At 72.0% G+C, this 17,796-nt stretch carries 12 protein-coding genes; 11 read left to right on the forward strand and 1 reads right to left on the reverse strand.

Annotation, left to right across the window (positions count from 1 at the left end; genetic code table 11):
• Positions 1 to 21: 21 nt before the first annotated feature.
• From QOL15_RS01505 to QOL15_RS01515, 3 genes are all read left to right on the forward strand, one after another.
• Positions 22 to 3,798 (forward strand): ACP S-malonyltransferase, encoded by a 3,777-nt coding sequence (locus tag QOL15_RS01505; RefSeq protein ID WP_071246603.1) that lies wholly within the window; start codon positions 22 to 24, stop codon positions 3,796 to 3,798.
• Positions 3,795 to 5,279 carry a hypothetical protein gene (locus QOL15_RS01510; RefSeq protein WP_217640988.1) on the forward strand — a complete coding sequence of 495 codons (1,485 nt, stop codon included), beginning with the start codon at positions 3,795 to 3,797 and terminating at the stop codon, positions 5,277 to 5,279. The genes QOL15_RS01505 and QOL15_RS01510 overlap by 4 nt, the downstream gene beginning before the upstream one ends.
• Before the next feature lie 532 nt (positions 5,280 to 5,811).
• Positions 5,812 to 7,200: an FAD-binding oxidoreductase gene (locus QOL15_RS01515; protein ID WP_175473823.1), complete on the forward strand. Its 1,389-nt coding sequence runs from the start codon at positions 5,812 to 5,814 to the stop codon at positions 7,198 to 7,200.
• A 57-nt stretch (positions 7,201 to 7,257) separates the two neighbouring features.
• Here QOL15_RS01515 and QOL15_RS01520 read toward each other — a convergent pair whose 3' ends face one another.
• Complete coding sequence (locus QOL15_RS01520) at positions 7,258 to 8,235, reverse strand: LacI family DNA-binding transcriptional regulator (RefSeq protein WP_175473822.1); 978 nt, start codon at positions 8,233 to 8,235, stop codon at positions 7,258 to 7,260.
• Between the two features lie 508 nt (positions 8,236 to 8,743).
• On the opposite strand from QOL15_RS01520, the gene QOL15_RS01525 reads away from it, so the two are divergent.
• The 8 genes from QOL15_RS01525 to QOL15_RS01560 all read left to right on the forward strand — a co-directional run bounded on the left by QOL15_RS01525 (position 8,744) and on the right by QOL15_RS01560 (position 17,796).
• Positions 8,744 to 9,898, forward strand: coding sequence for an extracellular solute-binding protein (locus QOL15_RS01525; protein ID WP_071246598.1), 1,155 nt, complete (start codon positions 8,744 to 8,746; stop codon positions 9,896 to 9,898).
• Positions 9,895 to 10,926, forward strand: coding sequence for an ABC transporter permease (locus tag QOL15_RS01530; protein WP_254784096.1), 1,032 nt, complete (start codon positions 9,895 to 9,897; stop codon positions 10,924 to 10,926). Before QOL15_RS01525 ends, QOL15_RS01530 begins: the two co-directional genes overlap by 4 nt.
• Positions 10,923 to 11,735, forward strand: a complete 813-nt coding sequence (locus QOL15_RS01535) for an ABC transporter permease (protein ID WP_071246597.1) — start codon at positions 10,923 to 10,925, stop codon at positions 11,733 to 11,735. The genes QOL15_RS01530 and QOL15_RS01535 overlap by 4 nt, the downstream gene beginning before the upstream one ends.
• 22 nt (positions 11,736 to 11,757) lie before the next feature.
• The gene (locus QOL15_RS01540) at positions 11,758 to 12,873 is read left to right on the forward strand and encodes an ABC transporter ATP-binding protein (RefSeq protein ID WP_083393929.1); all 1,116 of its coding nucleotides are present in this window, start codon (positions 11,758 to 11,760) and stop codon (positions 12,871 to 12,873) included.
• Positions 12,870 to 14,456, forward strand: a complete 1,587-nt coding sequence (locus QOL15_RS01545) for an inositol monophosphatase family protein (RefSeq protein ID WP_083393928.1) — start codon at positions 12,870 to 12,872, stop codon at positions 14,454 to 14,456. Before QOL15_RS01540 ends, QOL15_RS01545 begins: the two co-directional genes overlap by 4 nt.
• A gap of 401 nt (positions 14,457 to 14,857) precedes the next feature.
• On the forward strand, positions 14,858 to 15,040 hold the full coding sequence (locus QOL15_RS01550; RefSeq protein ID WP_065961152.1) for a hypothetical protein: 183 nt from the start codon (positions 14,858 to 14,860) through the stop codon (positions 15,038 to 15,040).
• A gap of 135 nt (positions 15,041 to 15,175) precedes the next feature.
• Positions 15,176 to 16,375 carry a hypothetical protein gene (locus tag QOL15_RS01555; RefSeq protein WP_065961153.1) on the forward strand — a complete coding sequence of 400 codons (1,200 nt, stop codon included), beginning with the start codon at positions 15,176 to 15,178 and terminating at the stop codon, positions 16,373 to 16,375.
• Entirely contained in the window at positions 16,372 to 17,796 is a 1,425-nt protein-coding gene (locus QOL15_RS01560; RefSeq protein WP_065961155.1) for a hypothetical protein, read from the forward strand. Before QOL15_RS01555 ends, QOL15_RS01560 begins: the two co-directional genes overlap by 4 nt.

A 17,796-nucleotide genomic window follows, 5' to 3' on the forward strand; every position in this document is an offset into this window, starting at 1 on the left:
GTCGACCAGGGGAGGCAGCACATGGGCATCGAGACGACATCGGAGACCGTCACCACCACCGCCGGAGCCGGCCCGCGCGCGGAGCACACCGCTCGCATCGTGGGGTTCTTCCCGGGCCTGGGGAGCCGGTCGGCGTTCCGCGAGCACGACCCCTTCACCATGACCAGCCCCGCGGTCCGGGACGTGCTCGACGAGGCCGGGTCCGCGTTGCACGACCCACGACCGGGCGACGGTGTGCGCTCGTCAGCCGAGCCACCGCGGGACCGTCTCCGTCGACAGGGATGGGTGGGTGCGGCGTTCCTCGCGCAGTCGATCGCCCTCCACCGGCAGCTCCAGGAGTCCGCGGCCGCGCAGGACACGGACCTGGAGTTCGCCGCCGTCACAGGGGAGAGCTTCGGGATCCTCGTCGCCGCGGTGGCAGCCGGCTCGCTCGGACTGCGCGACGGGGTGCGCATCGCCGAGGCGTTCACGCCGCTCATGCTCCTGGCGTCCGAGGTCGATGCCCCGCCCGCCGAGGCCGACGACGCGTTCCTGTCCGGCCTCCGCCGACACCTCCCCCGGTTCGCGCCCGGGACCCGCCCGGTCCGGGAGCCGGCGCACGTCATCGCCCTGACCGGGGATGCCGACCAGCTCGCGGACCTGCTCGACCACCTGGCCGCAGCGGTCCCGACCACCGACGTCGAGGTGCACAAGCGCTACTCCTGGCGCCAGGTCAACGTGTACGTCCGGGAGGGCTACACCGACCGCTTCCATCGGCTGCTCGAGGAGCACCCCTTCATCGAGGCGGAGCAGCGCAAGGAACCGACGACGTTCCTCGCCCACGCGAGCCGCATGCACGTCGTCCGGGACGCGCTGTCCTCCTGGATGACGGAGCAGGACATCCGCTTCCACGCCCCCCGGGTCCCCGTGGTCGCGAACCACCGGGACGGGATGCTCCGCACCGCCGAGGACGTCCGCGACGCCGTGCTCGCGATGACCGACCGGGTGATGGACTCGGAGGCCACGGTCGCCCGGATCCGGACGCTCGACGCCGACATGGTGCTCGAGATCGGTCCCGGCGGGAAGTCCCTCGACCTCCTCGCGCAGAACGCCGCCGAGACCCCCGCCGCGGCCTGGACCGGTGGCCCCGCCGAGGAACTCCTGGCCGCGATCACCCTGTCCGGACAGCTGCGCGCCACGGTCCGGCGTCTCTCCGAAGCCGGTGGGCGACCCGGCGCCGCGGAGTTCGACCTCCTTCGAACCCTCTTCCGCACCGCCGCCGGCTCAGACTTGCACGACCGCTGGATCCGCCGGGTCATCGGCTCCACGATGGACAGCGTCGCCGACCGTCCGCGGAACGACGGGCTGGCGGGCCTCCGGCGCTTCCTCGAGGTCTTCCGCGCCACCCACGCGCACCGCAACGACATCGACGTCGCCGCCGGTGAACTCGTGCTCCGCGCCCGGGTCAAGAAGCGCCTGACGGGGAACGCGGATCGGCTCGGGCACGCCCGGACCGAACTCGAGGTGCTCGACGCCGCCGGTGGGTCCTCGGTCCGCCACCTCGACGGCCCGTCGCACGCGGAGTCACTCGTGTTCCACTTCGAACGCCCGCTCGACACCGGGCCCGAGGACCTCACGCGTACCCTCCGGCGGCTCGTGCGCGCGCAACCGCTCGCGGAACGCGTCCACGCCGACCTGGTACGCGCGGTGGCGACGTCCGCTCCGGAGGTGGGCCGTGCCTCCCGGCCGTCCACCGGCCCCTGGAACACAGCAGCCCTCGCGCTCGTCGCGCACCGCGTCGCGCTCTTCGAACTGGTCCGCACCTTCCGTCCCGCGCTCCTCGCTCAGACCGACCACCACCTCGCGGGCAGCGACCGGCCGGGCTGGTTGATCGCGCTCGCCGTTTCGGGCGCTGTCCCGGCGGCCGACGTCGTCCCGCTCGTCGCACGCTCCCTCCGGGACCCGGAGGGCCGCGACCAGGACGCGCTCGCGGCGGACCTGGCCGTCCTCGCCGACCGACTCGTCGGCGCGACCACCCCGGTGCTCTCACCGGACGGCATCCCGCTGACGACACGGCGCGAACTCCTCGACGCGACCCGGGCCGTGATCGTCGACGGCGCGCTCGACGCACCCGAGCGTCGCATCCAGCTGAACGGCGTGTGCCTCGTCGTCTCGCTGGGGTCGACCCTCCCGTCCTGGCGGGTCCGCACCGTGCCGCACCGCGCCGACGTCGTCTCCGTGCGGAGTGCCGGCGAGCTCTGGCGACGGGGCGAGAACCCCGCGCTCGACGACGCCGAGGAGCGCGCCGCGCTGACCCGCTCCGCCGAGCACGAGCAGGTCCTCCGCTACGCACAGCACCGCAAGATCCTCAGCAGCACGGTGAACGCGTACATCGAGCCCGGCGAGACCGTCGTCGGCTTCGGTGCCGGTGGCAGCGAGTCCATGACGATGTTCATCGAACGCGACGACGCCCCGGGCCGCCGGGTCCGGAAGGTGCTGTCCGACGCGCTCAGCACCGTGAGCTGGGACCCCTCCGGCACCGGTGTGATGCTCCCGCCGTTCGCGAAGGCGCAGAAGCAGGCCGAGTACCTGCAGGCCCTGCCGCCGACGCTCAGCCGGGTGTTCCCGTCGGTCGGCGACGTCGTGGCGCGCGAGCTGCCCGTCCCCGCTCACCTGCGAACGGACACGGACGCGTTCCGCGAGGTGATCTACGAGATGACCTACGTCCCCGGTGAGGAGGTGAGCCGGTGGGTCGAACGGACCAGCCCGCCGGTCCAGGTCGTGGCCCGCGTGTACGAGGCGATCATCGGGGTGCTGCACCGTGACGTCCACTCGGTCGGGCGGGTGCCCGCACCTGGCGACACCGTCGAGGAGCAGTACCTCCGGAAGATCGAGGACCGCCTCGCGCTGTGCCGGCGGACCGCGCCGTCGACCTTCGGACCCGGGCTGCTCGACAGCGACCACATCGTCGTCGACGGCCAGCGGCTCCGGAACGTCGGTCCGCTGCTCGCCGCGCTGCGCGAGCGCCCGGACTGGCTCGCCGTGCTCGAACCCCGGGTCCACGCGCTGGTCATGGGCGACACGAACACCGAGAACGTCAAGCTCGCCGACACCGCACCACTCCGGCGCGCGCAGGCGCTCATCGAGGGCGGCGCCGACCAGGCGGCGATCGACCGGGCACTGGCGGAGATCACCCCGGAGACGATCGGCGTGATGTTCCTCGACCCCCGCGCGATCGGGTTCCGGAGCGACGGCGGCTCGACGCGGGACGACCCGATGTACGACAACAAGCCGTGGCACAACTCGATCGGCCGGTACGACGAGATGCACTACGAGCAGTTCGACCTCGAGGTCGCCACCGCTGCGGACGGCAGTCCGACCGTCGACGTCCGGTTCCACGAGGGGAACCCGTACGAGCGCGCCTACCGTGGCATGGCCGACTACTTCCCGCAGGTGATGGGTGCCGTCCACGGGTTCGACGAGCACGGCGACCCGACCATCCCCGACGACCCGTGGTGGCTCGTCCGGTTCGTGTTCACGATGGGCACCCACTTCACCGCCATGCCGCCGTTCCACTTCCTGCCCGAGATCGACGGCACGCTCATCGACTCGCCGCTGAGCCAGCGCCGGCCAGTCGCGATCTACGCGGAGGGGATCAAGTGGTTGAACGCGGCCGTGGAACTGCTCGAGAGGACGAGGACCGAGTTCCTCGGGGTGCCGATGCCGCCGGTGGCGGCCGCGTCGGACGCGGTCGCGTCGGCCGCGTCGGTCTCGCCTGCATCCGCGTCCGTGTCCGTGGACGAGGAGGGCGCGCGATGAACGCCACCGCCGGCCTGGAGCCACGAAACCGGTCCGCAACGCTCGGACCGCTCGGCATCGAGTCGCGTCTCATCGCCACCCCGTGGAGCAGGATCGTCCGCGGCATCGGCCTCGGCCAGCGTCCCCAGCAGTACGACCCGGCGGACGCGGCACGCATCCGCCGGACGTTCGACCTGCTGCGACAGCGGGTCCCCGCCGCGACCGGCTACACGGCGTTCGCGCACCTGCTGTCCGACGTCGTGCTCCGCGCTTGCGACCCGAGCGACCCCGCCGACGACCGGACCCTCGCCGCGGGGTTCACCCGGGCACTCGAGGCCGGGCGGGCAGAGGAGAACGCCTACTACCGCTTGATGGCCGGCTGCATCACGATCGAGGCCGCGGCGAAGTGCGGGCTCTCCCGCCTCGTCGTCGGCCCGGACGCCCTCGTCCGCCCGACACCCGGGTACGCGGACGTCGCCGACGAGGTGCTCGCGATGGTGGACGACATCCGTCCCGACGGGATCGCCGACGAGAACGCCGGACGCCACGGCGACTACGAACGGTTGTCCGCGTCCTCCGCGGCCTTCCTCGCCTTCTGGCACCTCGGGCTCGGCGACCGACTCGTCACCGAGGACCGGGACCACATCGGGGAGGCGCTCACCCTGATCGCTGGTGTGCCGTCCCCGTTCTTCCGGGGTCGAGGCGGCTCGGTCCTGCTGTCGGCCGTCTCCGTGCTCGGTCACGCCGAGCGCGCGGCCCCGGTCGTGACCGAGGTCCTCGAGGTCCTCGACCGAGCCGACGAGATCGGCGTCGAACCCTCGTTCCCGAGCCCGATGTCACCCGCATTCCCGCGCATCTACCCTCTCGTCACGATGCTCAACAGCATCGCGGTGTCCGGGTGGGACCGCGGGGACGTCGACGCCCGGTTCGCCGAGGCGGTGGCCCTGTACGGTCGCCTCGGCACCGAGGAGCGCACGCACATGGGGCTCTACTTGCTGCTCGCCGCGCACGGAGCAGGCCGTACCGCCCTGGTTGCGCCGGACCTCGACGCCTTCATCGAGGACCTGCTCGGATCGCACCATCGCATCGATCCGGGAGCCGACTACTTCCTGTCCGGGATCTCCTACACGTACCTCGTGCAGACCGCGTTGATGACCGGGCGACGGGACCTCGTCACCGACGAGATGGTCGACCGGATGGTCCGAGCGTTCCGCTACCTCGAGAGCGATCCTGCCGGACGTGCCAACCGCCCCTACCCGTTCGCGTACGCGATGACGGCCCTGGCCGAGATCGGGCAGGTCGAGCGCTGCTTCACGGCCTCGGAGCACTACGGCGGGATCTCGGCTGTCGAATGGGTCGTGTCACGGATCTCACCTGATGGGCGAGACGAAGGCAACCGACTGTTCATGCTTGACCACGCGCTCATCAACTGGGCGCTCCGGCAACGCGGCCTCGGTGCGCCCGAGCCGCGGGCGCTGGGCGGGCGCTGGAGACTTCCATGAATGTCTGCGCGCAACGCCGACGCTGGTCTTTCGATCGTTCGACCTCGCCGGCGAGCCCGTCGGCGAACCCCTGCACTCGCTGCACCCAGCCGGCCATGGCCCCGCGCGGCGTTGCTTCCTGGTCGAGCATCATCGAGGCGTAGACGATGTTCGGCAACGAGGCCGTGTCCGTCCCAGGGGAGAGTCAGCGAGGCGTCGATCAGGGACCCTCGCCGATGCCCATGCGCTCGGGGCTTGCTCCGAGTAGACAGATCAGCGCGGGGGAACTGCAGCGTGGTCAGGAACCTGGGACGCTTCGCGGGAGGACGACGAGGGAACCGCTGCCCCGTCGCTCGCGACACCTGCGCTCGGCAGGCGGTGAGGGGAACGAATGGCCAACTCGACCACACGCAGGGGACTCATCGCCGGCGGCGTGGGAATCGGCCTCGCCGGGATCCTCGCAGCGTGCAGCGGCGGGACACCAGCGCCGACGCCGTCCCCGACGCGGACCCCCGGGGAGAGCGGCTCGGCGACGCCGGGGAGCAGTGCACCTGTGACGGGTGCCGGCCCGGACAGCTGGGACGCCCTGGCCGCGGCGACCACCGGGGCGCTGCTCCGGCCCGGCGTCCGCGGCTGGGATGCGGCACGGGTGCTGGAGAACCCACGGTTCGACGACGCGGACCCTCGCGGGATCCTCCGTGTCGCGGACACCGACGACGTCGTCGCCGGGCTCGCCTTCGCGCGGAACACGCACACCCCGGTCGCGCTGCGGTCCGGCGGGCACTCGTACACCGGGTGGTCGGCCGGTGGCGCCGCAGGGACGGAGGTCCCACGCTCGCTCGTCATCAGCACCGCGGGGCTCGACGACGTCCGGGTGTCCGGTGAGTCGGTCACGATCGGCCCCGGCGCGCGACTCGCCGACGTCTACGCCACCCTCGACCGGGCCGGTCGGGCCATCGGGGCGGGGTCCTGTCCGACCGTGGGCATCGGCGGCCTGACCCTCGGCGGCGGTGTCGGCGTGCTGGTCCGCTCGTTCGGTCTGACCTCGGACCAGCTCACCGGGGCCACCATCGTCACGGCGGACGGGACCGTGCACGAGGTCTCCGCGACCCGTGAACCGGACCTGTTCTGGGCGTGCCGCGGTGGCGGTGGAGGCACGGCCGGCGTCGTCACGTCACTGACCTTCCGGACCCAGCCCGCGCCTCCCGTCCTGCTGTTCCGGATCACCTTCCCGTGGTCCGCCGCAGCTGCGGTCGTGCGCGCGTGGCAGGACTGGGCGCCGACGGCGGACCGGCGGTTGTGGTCGACGCTGAAGCTCCTGGGCGGTGCGCGGCACACCGGAGGGCCGTCGGTCGCGGTCTCCGGCGTGTGGACCGGGCCGGAGTCCGGAGCGGACGCCTCCGTCGACGGGTTCATCGCCGCGACCGGTGTGACCCCGACACAGCACACCGCGGACGAGACGACGTACGGCGAGGCGATGCGGCGGCTCGCCGGCAAGCCCGTGCGGGTGTCCGAGGCGGCGACGTCGTCGATCGGCACCGCCGCGCTCACCGCTGCGCAGATCGCGGTCCTGGTGCAGCAGGCCGAGCGAGCCGGATCGGTGGCCGGCATGGTCGAGGGCGGTGTCTCCCTCGACGCCCTCGGCGGCGCGGTGTCCGACATCGGACGGACCGACACCCCGTTCCCGTGGCGGTCCGCGCTGTGCACGGTGCAGTACACGGCGGTCTTCGCCGACGGCACCGACCCGGCACCGTTCGACCGGTACGTGCGGGGGTTCCGGTCGGCGATGCGCCCCGCGTGGGGCAACGCCGCCTACGCGAACTACTGCGACGCGGCGATCACCGACCCGTCCGCGTACTTCGACGTGAACACCTCCCGCCTGCACCGCATCGCCGAACTGGCCGACCCGGACGGGGTGTTCGCGCAACCGCACTGGGTCTGACGTCGGATGGGCTGCACCGGGGTCGTCCGCCGCGCTGCGTGTCGACCCGCGCGGTGCTCAGCCGCGGCGGCGGAGCGTGCGACCGGGCAGGACGGTGCCGCGGAGGGAGCGGTGCTCGACCGGCCGGTCCGGGTCGTCGATGTGCCCGACGACGAGTTCGATGGCCTGCTGCCCGATCTGCTCCACGGGCTGTCGCAGCGTCGTGAGACCGATCCAGTCCGCCGAGAGCGGGAACACCCCGTCGAACCCGGTCACCGAGAGGTCCTCCGGCACGCTGATCCCCCGTCGGGCGAGGGCGTCGCAGAGGTCGAGCAGGAGCCGGTCGGTGGGGCACATCACGACGGTCGCGCCGGATCCGCGCACCGCGTGGACGACGTCCCCCGCGATCTCGTCCGGCGTCCGGGCGAAGCCTGCGCCGACGGCGATCGCCGTGCGGCCGCGTGCGGCGACCCGATCGAGCATCGCCGCGGTCCTGGCGTGCTGGGTCAGTGCGTCCCCGACGGGCACGGTCAGCACGACGACGGTCCGGTGCCCGGCATCGACCACGACGTCGGCGATGTCCGAGCCGCCTCCGACCTCGTCGCAGTACACGCTCGACAACGCCGGGTGGAGTTCCGGACGGCCCGCCACGACGGTCGCGAGGCGGGGCGCGAACTCGGCGATCTCCGTCGCGGGCATCAGACCGCTGCAGACGACCAGCCCGTCGACGCGCATCGAGACGAGGGCGGCGAGCGCTGCCTTCTCGTCCTCGACCCTGCCGACGCCGGTCGTCGTCACCATCCGGTAGCCGAGCTCGGACGCGCGACGCTCCATCACGGCGTGCAGGGCGGCGTAGACCATCGACGACGCATCGCGGACGAGCATGCCGATCGTGTGCGTCCGACCGCTGACGAGGCCGCGGGCCATCGCGTTCGCCACGTACCCGAGCTCCGCGACCGCGCGCTCGACGCGGTCGCGGGTCTGGTCGGAGAACCGGCCGGAACCGGAGAGCACGCGGGAGACCGCGGACTTCGAGACGCCGGCGTGTGCCGCCACGTCGACGATCGTCGGCTGCTGGCCCCGTCCCCGCGGTCGTCGTGCGGCGTCGGCGGTCACCGGCACACCGGGCGGGGGACGGCGTGACGGGAGGTGGAGCTGGTCTGCGTGTGGATGCGCACGCCGTCATCTTCGCAGGCCGGGCGCGCAGGCCGGGCGCGCAGACCGGGCGCGCAGACCGGGCGCGCGGGCCGTGCGCGCAGGCCGTGGGCGCGGGCCGTGCGCGCAGGTCGGGCGCGCAGACCGAGCGCACAGACCGTGCGCGCAGGCCGGGCGCTCGCGGGTCGGATGCGGGCTCGCCGTGCGCCGGCGACCCGGGTCCTCGCCCGGACACCCTCGAGGCTGAACGATCCGCACGCTCTCGTTCACCCGGTCGTGATCGGACGAGTACCGCGCGTTCACCCGGTGTGATCACACTCGACCACGGCGCGGGAACGTTCCCACATCGGGATCCGGCCGTGCAGCCCCGTCCTTCTCGGCAGGCCCCACGAACCAGGAGACAATCGACGTGAAGACCAGAGCACTCGTCGGCATCGCGATCGCGGCAACCGCCGCCGTCGTCCTGTCCGGCTGCGTCCAGAGCGCGAACGCCTCGAGCGACGACGCGAGCACGGGCACCACGAACCTCACCGTGTTCATCAGCGGCGACACCAACGTCCAGGCCCTCTGGGACGGCTCGCTCATCCCCGCGTTCGAGAAGGCCCACCCGGACGTCCATCTCTCGACGAGCATCGACCTGCACGGGCAGCACGACGCCCAGACCCAGGCGAACCTGACGACCGCGGTCAAGGCGGGCAGGACCGTGGCGTACGACCTGGTGGACGCCGGCTGGGTCGCCACCGTCGGCAAGGCCGGGCTCCTCGCCACGGTCGACGCCAGCGCGATCCCGAACCTGGGGAACGTCCCCGGGGCGACGAAGCGCCAGGGCGGCGACGCCGCGATCCCGTACCGGGCATCGAGCGTCCTGCTCGCCTACGACACGAAGAAGGTCGCCGACCCGCCGAAGACCCTGGACGCCCTGCTCGCCTGGATCGAGCAGCACCCGGGGGAGTTCGCGTACAACTCGCCGGCGTCGGGCGGTTCGGGCGGTGCGTTCGTCATGACGGTGCTGGCGAAGTACCTGTCGAGGTCGGAGCAGGCGACGATGCAGACCTCGTACGACAAGTCGCTCGAGTCGAAGTGGGACGAGGGCTTCCGGACACTGAAGGACCTCGGCCCGTCGATGTACCAGAAGGGCGTGTACCCGAACGGCAACGACCAGGTCCTGCAGCTCCTCGGCTCGGGACAGATCGCCATGGCACCGGTGTGGAGCGACCAGTTCATCACCGCGCAGAAGGCCGGCACGATCGGCAAGGACGTCGCCTTCACCCAGATCTCCGACCCGTCGTTCACGGGGAGCGCGAGCTTCCTCGGCATCCCGAAGACCGAGCCGGAGGCGAAGAAGCAGGCCGCGGAGGAACTCGCCGACTTCGTCCTGTCGTCGACGGGGCAGCAGCTCGTCGCGAGCGCCGTCTCCGGGTACCCGGTGGTCCCGCTCGACTCGCTGCCGAAGTCGGTCGCCCAGCAGTTCGCGGACGCTGACCCGTCGACGTTGCGCCTCGGGTTCCAGAGCCAGTTCGCCGCCGACGTGAACGCGGCGTGGGACGCGAAGGTCCCGCAGTGACGCAGGTGACCGACCGGGAGGCCCGTGGCGGCTCCGCCACGGCCGTCCCGTCCGCCACGTCGCCGGCTCCGGCAGGCCGCACCGGCACGCCGCGGACCGCGCGTCCGCAGGTCGGCAGGTCCTCGGACGAGCGCCGCCGACGCCGGCGTAGCGCCTGGACCGGGCTCGCGCTCGTCGCCGCTCCCGTGCTCGTCGTCGTGCTCTTCGTCGGCGTCCCCGTGGTGAACGCCGGGCTGTTCTCCCTGGGGTCGACCGGCGGCCTCAACCAGGCGCTCGCGGACATCGGGCAGGACACCGTGCACGGCTTCTCGTTCGCGGTCTACGGGGCGCTGCTCGGCGACCCGGTCTTCCGCCGCGACCTGGTGGCCACGCTCGGCGTGACCGCGCTGTCGACCGGCCTGACCGTGGCGCTCGCGGTCGTCGTCGCGGTCGCGCTCCGGCTCCGTGGCGGTGTGGTCGGATCGGCCCTCAGCGTCCTGTCGGTCGTGCCGATCTTCGTACCGGTCGTCATCGCGAGCTGGTCGGTGCTGACCTTCACGGACGGCCAGGGGTTCGTCCGGAGCCTCGGCGCGCAGGTCGGGCTCGACCTGCCGGTGTGGGGGTACACCCTCGTCGCGGTCGTCTTCGGCAGCGTCTGGACGAGCCTGCCGTTCGCGGTGCTGATGATCGCGGGTGCGCTGCAGGGCGTGCCGGACGCGCTCGTCGACGCGGCCCGGGACGCCGGCGCGGGGACGTGGCGGGTGGTGTGGCGGGTGCTGCTGCCGATGGCGTCGACACCGCTCGTGGTCGCGACCACGTTCACGGTGATCGGGGTGCTCGGTTCGTACACCGTGCCGTACTTCACCGGCCCGAACGCCCCGTCGATGCTCGGTGTCGACATCGCGAAGTACTTCCAGGCGTACGACCGCCCGCAGCAGTCCACCGCGATGGCGTTCGTCGTGTTCGCCTTCGCCGCCGCGGCGAGCGTCTTCTACATCCGCTCCACCGTGCGGGCGAACGCGCGGGAGCTGGGGAAGGGACCACGATGATCCGCCGATCCACCGGGACCGTGCTCGTGTGGGCGGCCGCCCTCGTGCTCGCGGTGTTCATCGCCGGTCCGCTCGTGTGGCTCGCGGCCCGCGCGTTCGCGACGAGCTGGACCTACCCGAACCTGCTGCCGGACGGGTGGACGCTGCACTGGTGGACGACGGTCCTCGACGACCCGGGCCTCGCAGTCGCGGTGCAGAACTCGCTCGTCCTCGCCCCGCTCACGGTGGCCATCGCGGCCGTGGTGTGCCTGCCGGCGGCGTGGGCGATCAGCCGCATCGACTTCCCGGGGCGGCGGGCGGTGCTCGTCGGGCTGTTCGCGACGAACGCGTTCCCGAAGATGGGCCTGTTCGTGACGATGTCCGCGATGTTCACCGCGCTCGACCTGATGAACACCGTGACGGGGATCCTCATCGTGCACGTCCTCGGCTGCGTCGTGTTCATGACGTGGTTGCCCGCCGCCGCGTTCTCCGCCGTCCCGCGCTCCCTCGAGGAGGCCGCGCGCGACGCCGGCGCCGGCCGCTGGCGCACGTTCCTGCGCGTCACGCTGCCGATCGCCTGGCCGGGCATCCTCGTCGCCGTGGTGATGTCCTTCCTCGCCTCGTTCGACGAAGCGCAGGGCACGTACCTCGTCGGCGCCCCCACCTACATGACGATGCCGACCGAGATGTACTCGCTCGTCCTCAACTCGCCGCGCCAGGTCTCGGCGGTGTTCGCGATCGCGCTGAGCATCCCGTCCGTCCTGCTGATGACCCTGGCGCGGAAGCACATCATGGGCGGCCGCCTCGCGGACGGCTTCCAGATCCGGTGACCGACCCGGCCCGCACGACCCGATGACCGACACGACCACCCAGAAGGGCGACCACATGACGGACGCACCCCTCCTCGCGGACCGCGCCCCGCGCCTCCCGGCCGGTTCCCCCGACCCGGCGGAGGACCGCAGCGCGTCCACCGGCCTGACGGTGCACGGCCTGCGGAAGACCCTCGGCGGACGTGCCGTCGTCGCCGGTATCGACCTCGACGTCGCGCCGGGCGAGCTCGTCTCGCTGCTCGGACCATCCGGCTGCGGCAAGACGACCACGCTGCGGATGGTCGCGGGCTTCCTCGACGCCGACGCGGGCTCCGTGACCATGGGGGGACGGGACGTCACCCGACTCAGGCCGGAGCGCCGACCGAGCGCCATGGTGTTCCAGAACTACGCGCTCTGGCCGCACATGACGGTCACGCAGAACGTGGCGTTCCCGCTGCGGACGCGGCGGGTGCCGAAGGCCGAGACGGCCGAGCGGGTGCGTGTCGCACTCGAGCTCGTCGGGCTGACGCACCACGCGCACGCGAAGCCGACCGCGATCTCCGGTGGTGAGCAGCAGCGCGTCGCCCTCGCCCGTGCGGTGGTCCAGGAGCCGGACGTGCTGCTCCTGGACGAGCCGCTGTCGAACCTCGACGCGAAGCTCAGGGTGAGCGTCCGCGACGAGATCCGCCGCATCCAGCAGCGCCTGGGCATCACGACCGTCATCGTCACGCACGACCAGGACGAGGCGCTCAGCATCTCGGACCGGATCGCGGTCATGCACGAGGGGCGCGTCGAGCAGATCGCGACGCCGGAGACCCTCTACGCGCGTCCGTCGACGCTGTTCGTCGCGGGCTTCATCGGGGCGACGAGCACGGTGACCGGCCGGTTCCTCGCCGGGACGGCCGCAGGGCACGGCGCCGACGACACGGTGCTCGTCCGTCCCGAGCAGGTGACGCTCTGCGCGGACTCCCCGCTCCGGGCGACCGTCTCACGGGTGCTCGTGCGCGGTCACTTCTCCGAGGTCGTGCTCGCAGCGGACGATGCCGAACTGCGCGCGTACGTCAGCGGACCCGCTCCCGCGCTCGGCAGCGAGACCGGGGTCCGACTGGGCGAGGTCCTGGTCTACCGCGACGGGCTGCTCACCGAGGTGGTCCGGTGAGCGCGTCGGGCGCGGTGCGTGTGCAGCGTCGCGCGGGCACGATCGAGGGGCCCGGAGTCCGTCCGCCACGGCTCGTCGCACACCGCGGTGCGCCGCGGGTCCGGCGGGAGAACACCCTGCCGGCGGTCGCGGCTGCGGTGGCGCTCGGCGCGGAGACCGTCGAGGTCGACGTCCGGCGCACGGCCGACGGGGTCGCGCTGCTGCTGCACGACGAGACGCTCGACCGGCTGTGGGGCGATCCGCGCCGGGTCGAGGAACTCCCGTGGAGCGACGTCGCGCGGCTCGGGGACGACCGGGACCGCGTCCCGCGACTCGACGAGGTGCTCGACCTGCTGCGCGGGGGCACCACGACCCTGCTCGTGGACGTCACGAGCGTCGCGGACGCGGTCGTCGCGGCGCGGACGGTGGCGGCCCACGGAACACCGCCCGCGGTCGCCTGGTGCGGTTCCCGAGCGGCCGTGACCGCGGTCCGCTCGGTGCTGCCCGACGCCGACGTCTGGCTCGCCTGGGCGTCACTCGCCGGACCCACGGCCGACGACCTCGACGACCTCGCGCCGTCGACGCTGAACCTGGACCTGGCGTTCCTCACCCCGGACGTCGTGACGGCGGCCCACGCACTCGGGCTCCGGGTGGCCGTGTGGACGGTCGACGAGGCGGCGCCGGCGGCCTGGGCAGCTGCCCTCGGCGTCGACTCGATCACCACGAACGACCTGCCGGCGGTGCGCGCGGCGTGCTCGGCGGGCCAGACCGCCGTCCCACCGGCCGTCGAGGACGCGGTCGAGGACGCCCGGGTCCTCGAGGGAGCCCGAGTGCTGGCCCGCTCGATCGCCGACGAGGTGGTCGTCCTCACCCGGACGCACCCCGTCGGCGAGGTCGCCGCGAAGGCGCACCCGGCAGACCTCGTCACCGACGTGGACCGACGGGTCGAGCAGTTCGTGCGCGGACGCGTCCGTTCCGCCTTCCCCCTGCACGGCTTCACGGGCGAGGAGTTCGGGACCAGCCCCGGTGATCGTCACCACTGGTACCTCGACCCCGTGGACGGCACGACGAACCTGGCGAACGGTCTGCCGTGGACGGCGCTGTCGCTCTGCCTGGTGCGAGCCGGTCAGCCGGTCGTCGGCGTGGTCGCGGACCCCTGGCGTGGGGAGGTGCTCGAAGCCCAGCGCGGCCGGGGTGCGGTGCTCGGCGACCGGCGGCTCCGGCTCGACCGGGAGCCGCGCACCCTGGTCGGCACGGTCGTCGGGACCGAACTCGACGGGCACCGGCCCTGGCCCGGCATGGACGCCTTCCTGCACGCCCTCGCGGACCGGTCCTGCACGCTGCGGATCCAGGGGTCGGGCACGCTGACGATCGCGCAGGTGGCCGCCGGGCGCGGCGTGGGCGGATGCGTCGGGGCGTTCTCGCCGGTCGATCACGGTGCCGCGGTGCTGCTCGTGCACGAGGCCGGGGGAGTGGTGGTCACCCGGTCCGGGACGGTCGCGGACGGCTTCCCGCCCGACGGCGAACCGTTCCTCGTCGCGCACCCCGGCGTCGTGGACGAACTCGGCGACCTGTGGCGCGCGGCCCTCGACACCGCCGGGTGACGACTGCTGTCGGAGTCGCCGCGCGGGTCCTGCTGCCGGCGCGCACTCCTCAGCTCGGTGGCCGGGGGCGATGCCCGCTCCTCGTGGGTGGACCGCGTGTCGGCGACCGGGCGCGGCGTCCGCACCGTCGCGGGCCGACACGGCGCGGTACCGCGAGCACCTCACGACCTGATCGGGTACCGACCGCGCTGCCGCCGCGGCCCCAGCCGAGCGGCGACGGACCCGCGGTCCTCCTTCTTGGGGACCGTTAGCTGGCAGTTTCCAGGCAAGGGCAACGCGAGCCTTCCAGGGCTCTCAGCACCGGCACTACGTTCGCCGTAACCCGGTCCGAGGTGGACCAGGTCGGACGGCGGGGGGCCGCTCACAGGGGTTCCTCCGCGCTTACGAGAAGGAGAATCGCCATGTCACCGACCGCCGTGAACGAGCTCGAATCCGCACTGTCCGCCCTCGAGGACTTCGGCGCATGGGACGTCGTCGTCCCGGACACCGCGGAAGCAGCGATGACCGTCGAGCGTCAGGACGTCATCGAGATCACGAGTGAGTTCTCGACGCTGGGCGGTAGCCGCCCGCGCCAGATCTCCTGAGGATCGGACGTGGCGTGCCGACCATTCGGTGCGCCACGTCCTGCTCAGCCGCGTTCACTCCTTCTCACACGAAAGCCTGCCGTGGACCTCCTCACACGAAAGCCTGCCGTGGACCTCCTCACACGAAAGCCTGCCGTGGACCTCGAACCGATCGTGTCCCCACCGAGCCGGTCGATCTTCGACCTGATGCGTGCGCTCCCGACGCCCGCCCTCGTGTACGACATCGACAACCTCAAGCGCTCGCTCGCTCGGATGCTCGAGGACGTGGCGCTCCTGACCAACGCTCGGTTGAACGTCGCCCTGAAGTCTTGTCACACCCCTGCTGTGCTCCGCCACCTGGCCGAGGCAGGCCTCGGGGCTGATTGCGCCTCGCCGCGCGAAGTCGAACTCGCCGTCGAGGTCGGGTTCCCCGAGATCTCGGCAACCGGACCGAGTTTCACCGATGCGGGCGCACTCCAGGTCCTCGCCGACAACGGAGCCGTCCTCGACGCGACGTCCGTCGACCAGCTGGCGTTCGTCGGCGCCTGCCGACCGGGGTCCGACGTGGGACTGCGCCTCCGTCTGCCGATCCCGGACTCCTTGGACACACCGAACTCGTTCGGCTCGAACAGCCGTTTCGGGGTGATGGCGACGGACCCTGCCGTCCACGGCGTCCTCCGCGCGCACCGTCTCACCGTGACCCGCCTGCACCTGCACACCGGACAGCTGTCTCCGCGCCTGTTCCTCTGGGAACTCCGCTACACGCTGACCGTCGCCGATTCGATCCCGACCGTCGCGCTCATCGACTTCGGCGGCGGCTTCTACGACTTCTACGCTGACCGTGCGGCTGCTCGGCGCGCGCTCCAGGTCGCTGAGGCGATGCTCGAGGACTGGCGGGCGAGGACCGGGCGCCCGATGGCGATCCGTTTCGAGCCCGGTGCTGCGGTGCTCGGACCGCACGGCTACCTCCTGGCCACCGTGCAGTCCATCGAGACCGACCACCCCGAGTACGCCGCTGATGTGCTCCAGATCGACACGTCCGCCTGGAACTACGCGCCCTGGCACCTGCCGGTCGTCGTTCCACTCGAGGAGCCCGACCGCCGGCCCCGGAAGCGTCAGCTCGTCGCAGGCAACACGCTGTACGAGAACGACTTCTTCGGCATGACCGGGAGGAACGAGCCGCCGTTGCTCGACGTCGCCGCGATGGAGGTCGGTGAACGTCTCGTCCTGACGAACGCCGGTGCCTACACGATGACGAACCGGCGCGACTTCAACCTGCTCGGCACCTTGCAGGAACACCTCGTCGACGACGGGACGGTCGCGACGGTCGCCGGACCGGTCGGCCCCGCGCGATGACGGGCACGACGGCAGCGCTGGAACTCGAGCACGGGTTGCTCCAACGCGTGCTCGACGAGAACCTGGAGATCGAACCGTCTCGACTGCGACGGATCTCGGACGTCCTCGGCGCGGGTGCAGACCACGGCGACGATCGTGATCGAGAGCGCTTCCTGCACGAGCGGTTCCTCGAAGTCCGTCGTGTCCTCCGAGAGCAGGCGGACCAGGCTGTGGTAGACCGGTTCGCGAGCCCGCCGTCCGGCGCTGGCGCAGCCACGGACGTCCCCTACGGCTACGAGCGGAGCGCACCGAGCACGTCGCTGGATGCGAAGCTCCTCGACGGCGAGACCGCGTTCGTCGGCTGGACCGTATCCGGCGTCGTGTGCAGTAGCGGGATGGCTGCACTCGGGCTCGCGCTCCACGTGGCCACGTACGACTTCCGCGCGGAGTCCGGGAGGCTCCCGAGTGTGGCGGTCCTCGGCGACTACTTCGAGACGGCGATGCTCGTGGAGCTCCTCTCGACGTCGTTCGCCTCGTGGACGCACTGCACGTCCCTCGACGAGCTCGTCGAGGCGAAGGCGGACGTGGTGGTGATCGAGCCGGTGCGCTACAACTGGGGCCTCGATGCCGTGGACTTCGAAGCGCTGACGAGGGAATGGACCGCCGGCCGTGGTCCGCGGACCATCGTCGTGGACTCGAGTCTGACGCCGAGCGCGTGGCCGAAGCGGCAGTTCCTCGCCGCGATGGCCGAGTCGGCCGCGGCAACCGTGATCGAGGCTCGTTCGGCGCTCAAACTCGACCAGTTGGGCCTGGAACTGGCGAATGCCGGAGCGGTCGTCGTCCACCGCAACGACGCGGTCCGCCTGGCGCCGACCGACCCGCAGATGTTGGTGAACGCCCGGGCCGTCCTGGGTGCAGCACTTCCCGCACGATCTGCGATCGCCCTCGAGAACTCGTTCTTCCTCGACTCGGCATGGCGTCGGACCCACGTCGCCCTCGTCACCGAGAACAACGCGTCGTTCGCTCGGGAACTCGCGCGCGGACCCGGACTGTTCAGCGCTGTTGCCCATCCATCGACAGCGTCGACATCGGCCGGACGGAGGACCGGGGCGGTCAAGGTTGCGCCGTTCACGGTCCTCCGGCTCGAAGAAGACGACGTCGAGGACTACCGCCTGCTGCTCGGGGTCATCCGGACGGAGATCACCAGGCGTGGCATCGACCTCCAGTTCGGAGCGAGCTTCGGTTTCCGGGGCCACCGGCACGAGACGATCATCCCGGCGAAGCGCGATCTCCGCTGCCTGCTGAAGGTGGCGATGGGCGCACGCCGCGGCCCGGCGATGAACGACGTGATCGCACTGTTCCGGGAGCTGCACGAGCTCCGGACCATGGACGTCGTCCGGAGGGCCTTCCCCGGGGCTCGGCCCGTGGAGCTGGCGTTGTGA

Origin of the sequence: Curtobacterium sp. MCBA15_012 (assembly GCF_001864935.2) — a bacterium.
Classification (GTDB): Bacteria; Actinomycetota; Actinomycetes; order Actinomycetales; family Microbacteriaceae; genus Curtobacterium.

Bases quoted from the DNA above. Each gene is read 5' to 3' on its own strand.
- QOL15_RS01505 (WP_071246603.1), top strand. From the start codon at position 22: ATGGGCATCGAGACGACATCGGAGACCGTCACCACCACCGCCGGAGCC.
- QOL15_RS01510 (WP_217640988.1), top strand. From the start codon at position 3,795: ATGAACGCCACCGCCGGCCTGGAGCCACGAAACCGGTCCGCAACGCTC.
- QOL15_RS01535 (WP_071246597.1), top strand. From the start codon at position 10,923: ATGATCCGCCGATCCACCGGGACCGTGCTCGTGTGGGCGGCCGCCCTC.
- QOL15_RS01540 (WP_083393929.1), top strand. From the start codon at position 11,758: ATGACCGACACGACCACCCAGAAGGGCGACCACATGACGGACGCACCC.
- QOL15_RS01550 (WP_065961152.1), top strand. From the start codon at position 14,858: ATGTCACCGACCGCCGTGAACGAGCTCGAATCCGCACTGTCCGCCCTC.
- QOL15_RS01560 (WP_065961155.1), top strand. From the start codon at position 16,372: ATGACGGGCACGACGGCAGCGCTGGAACTCGAGCACGGGTTGCTCCAA.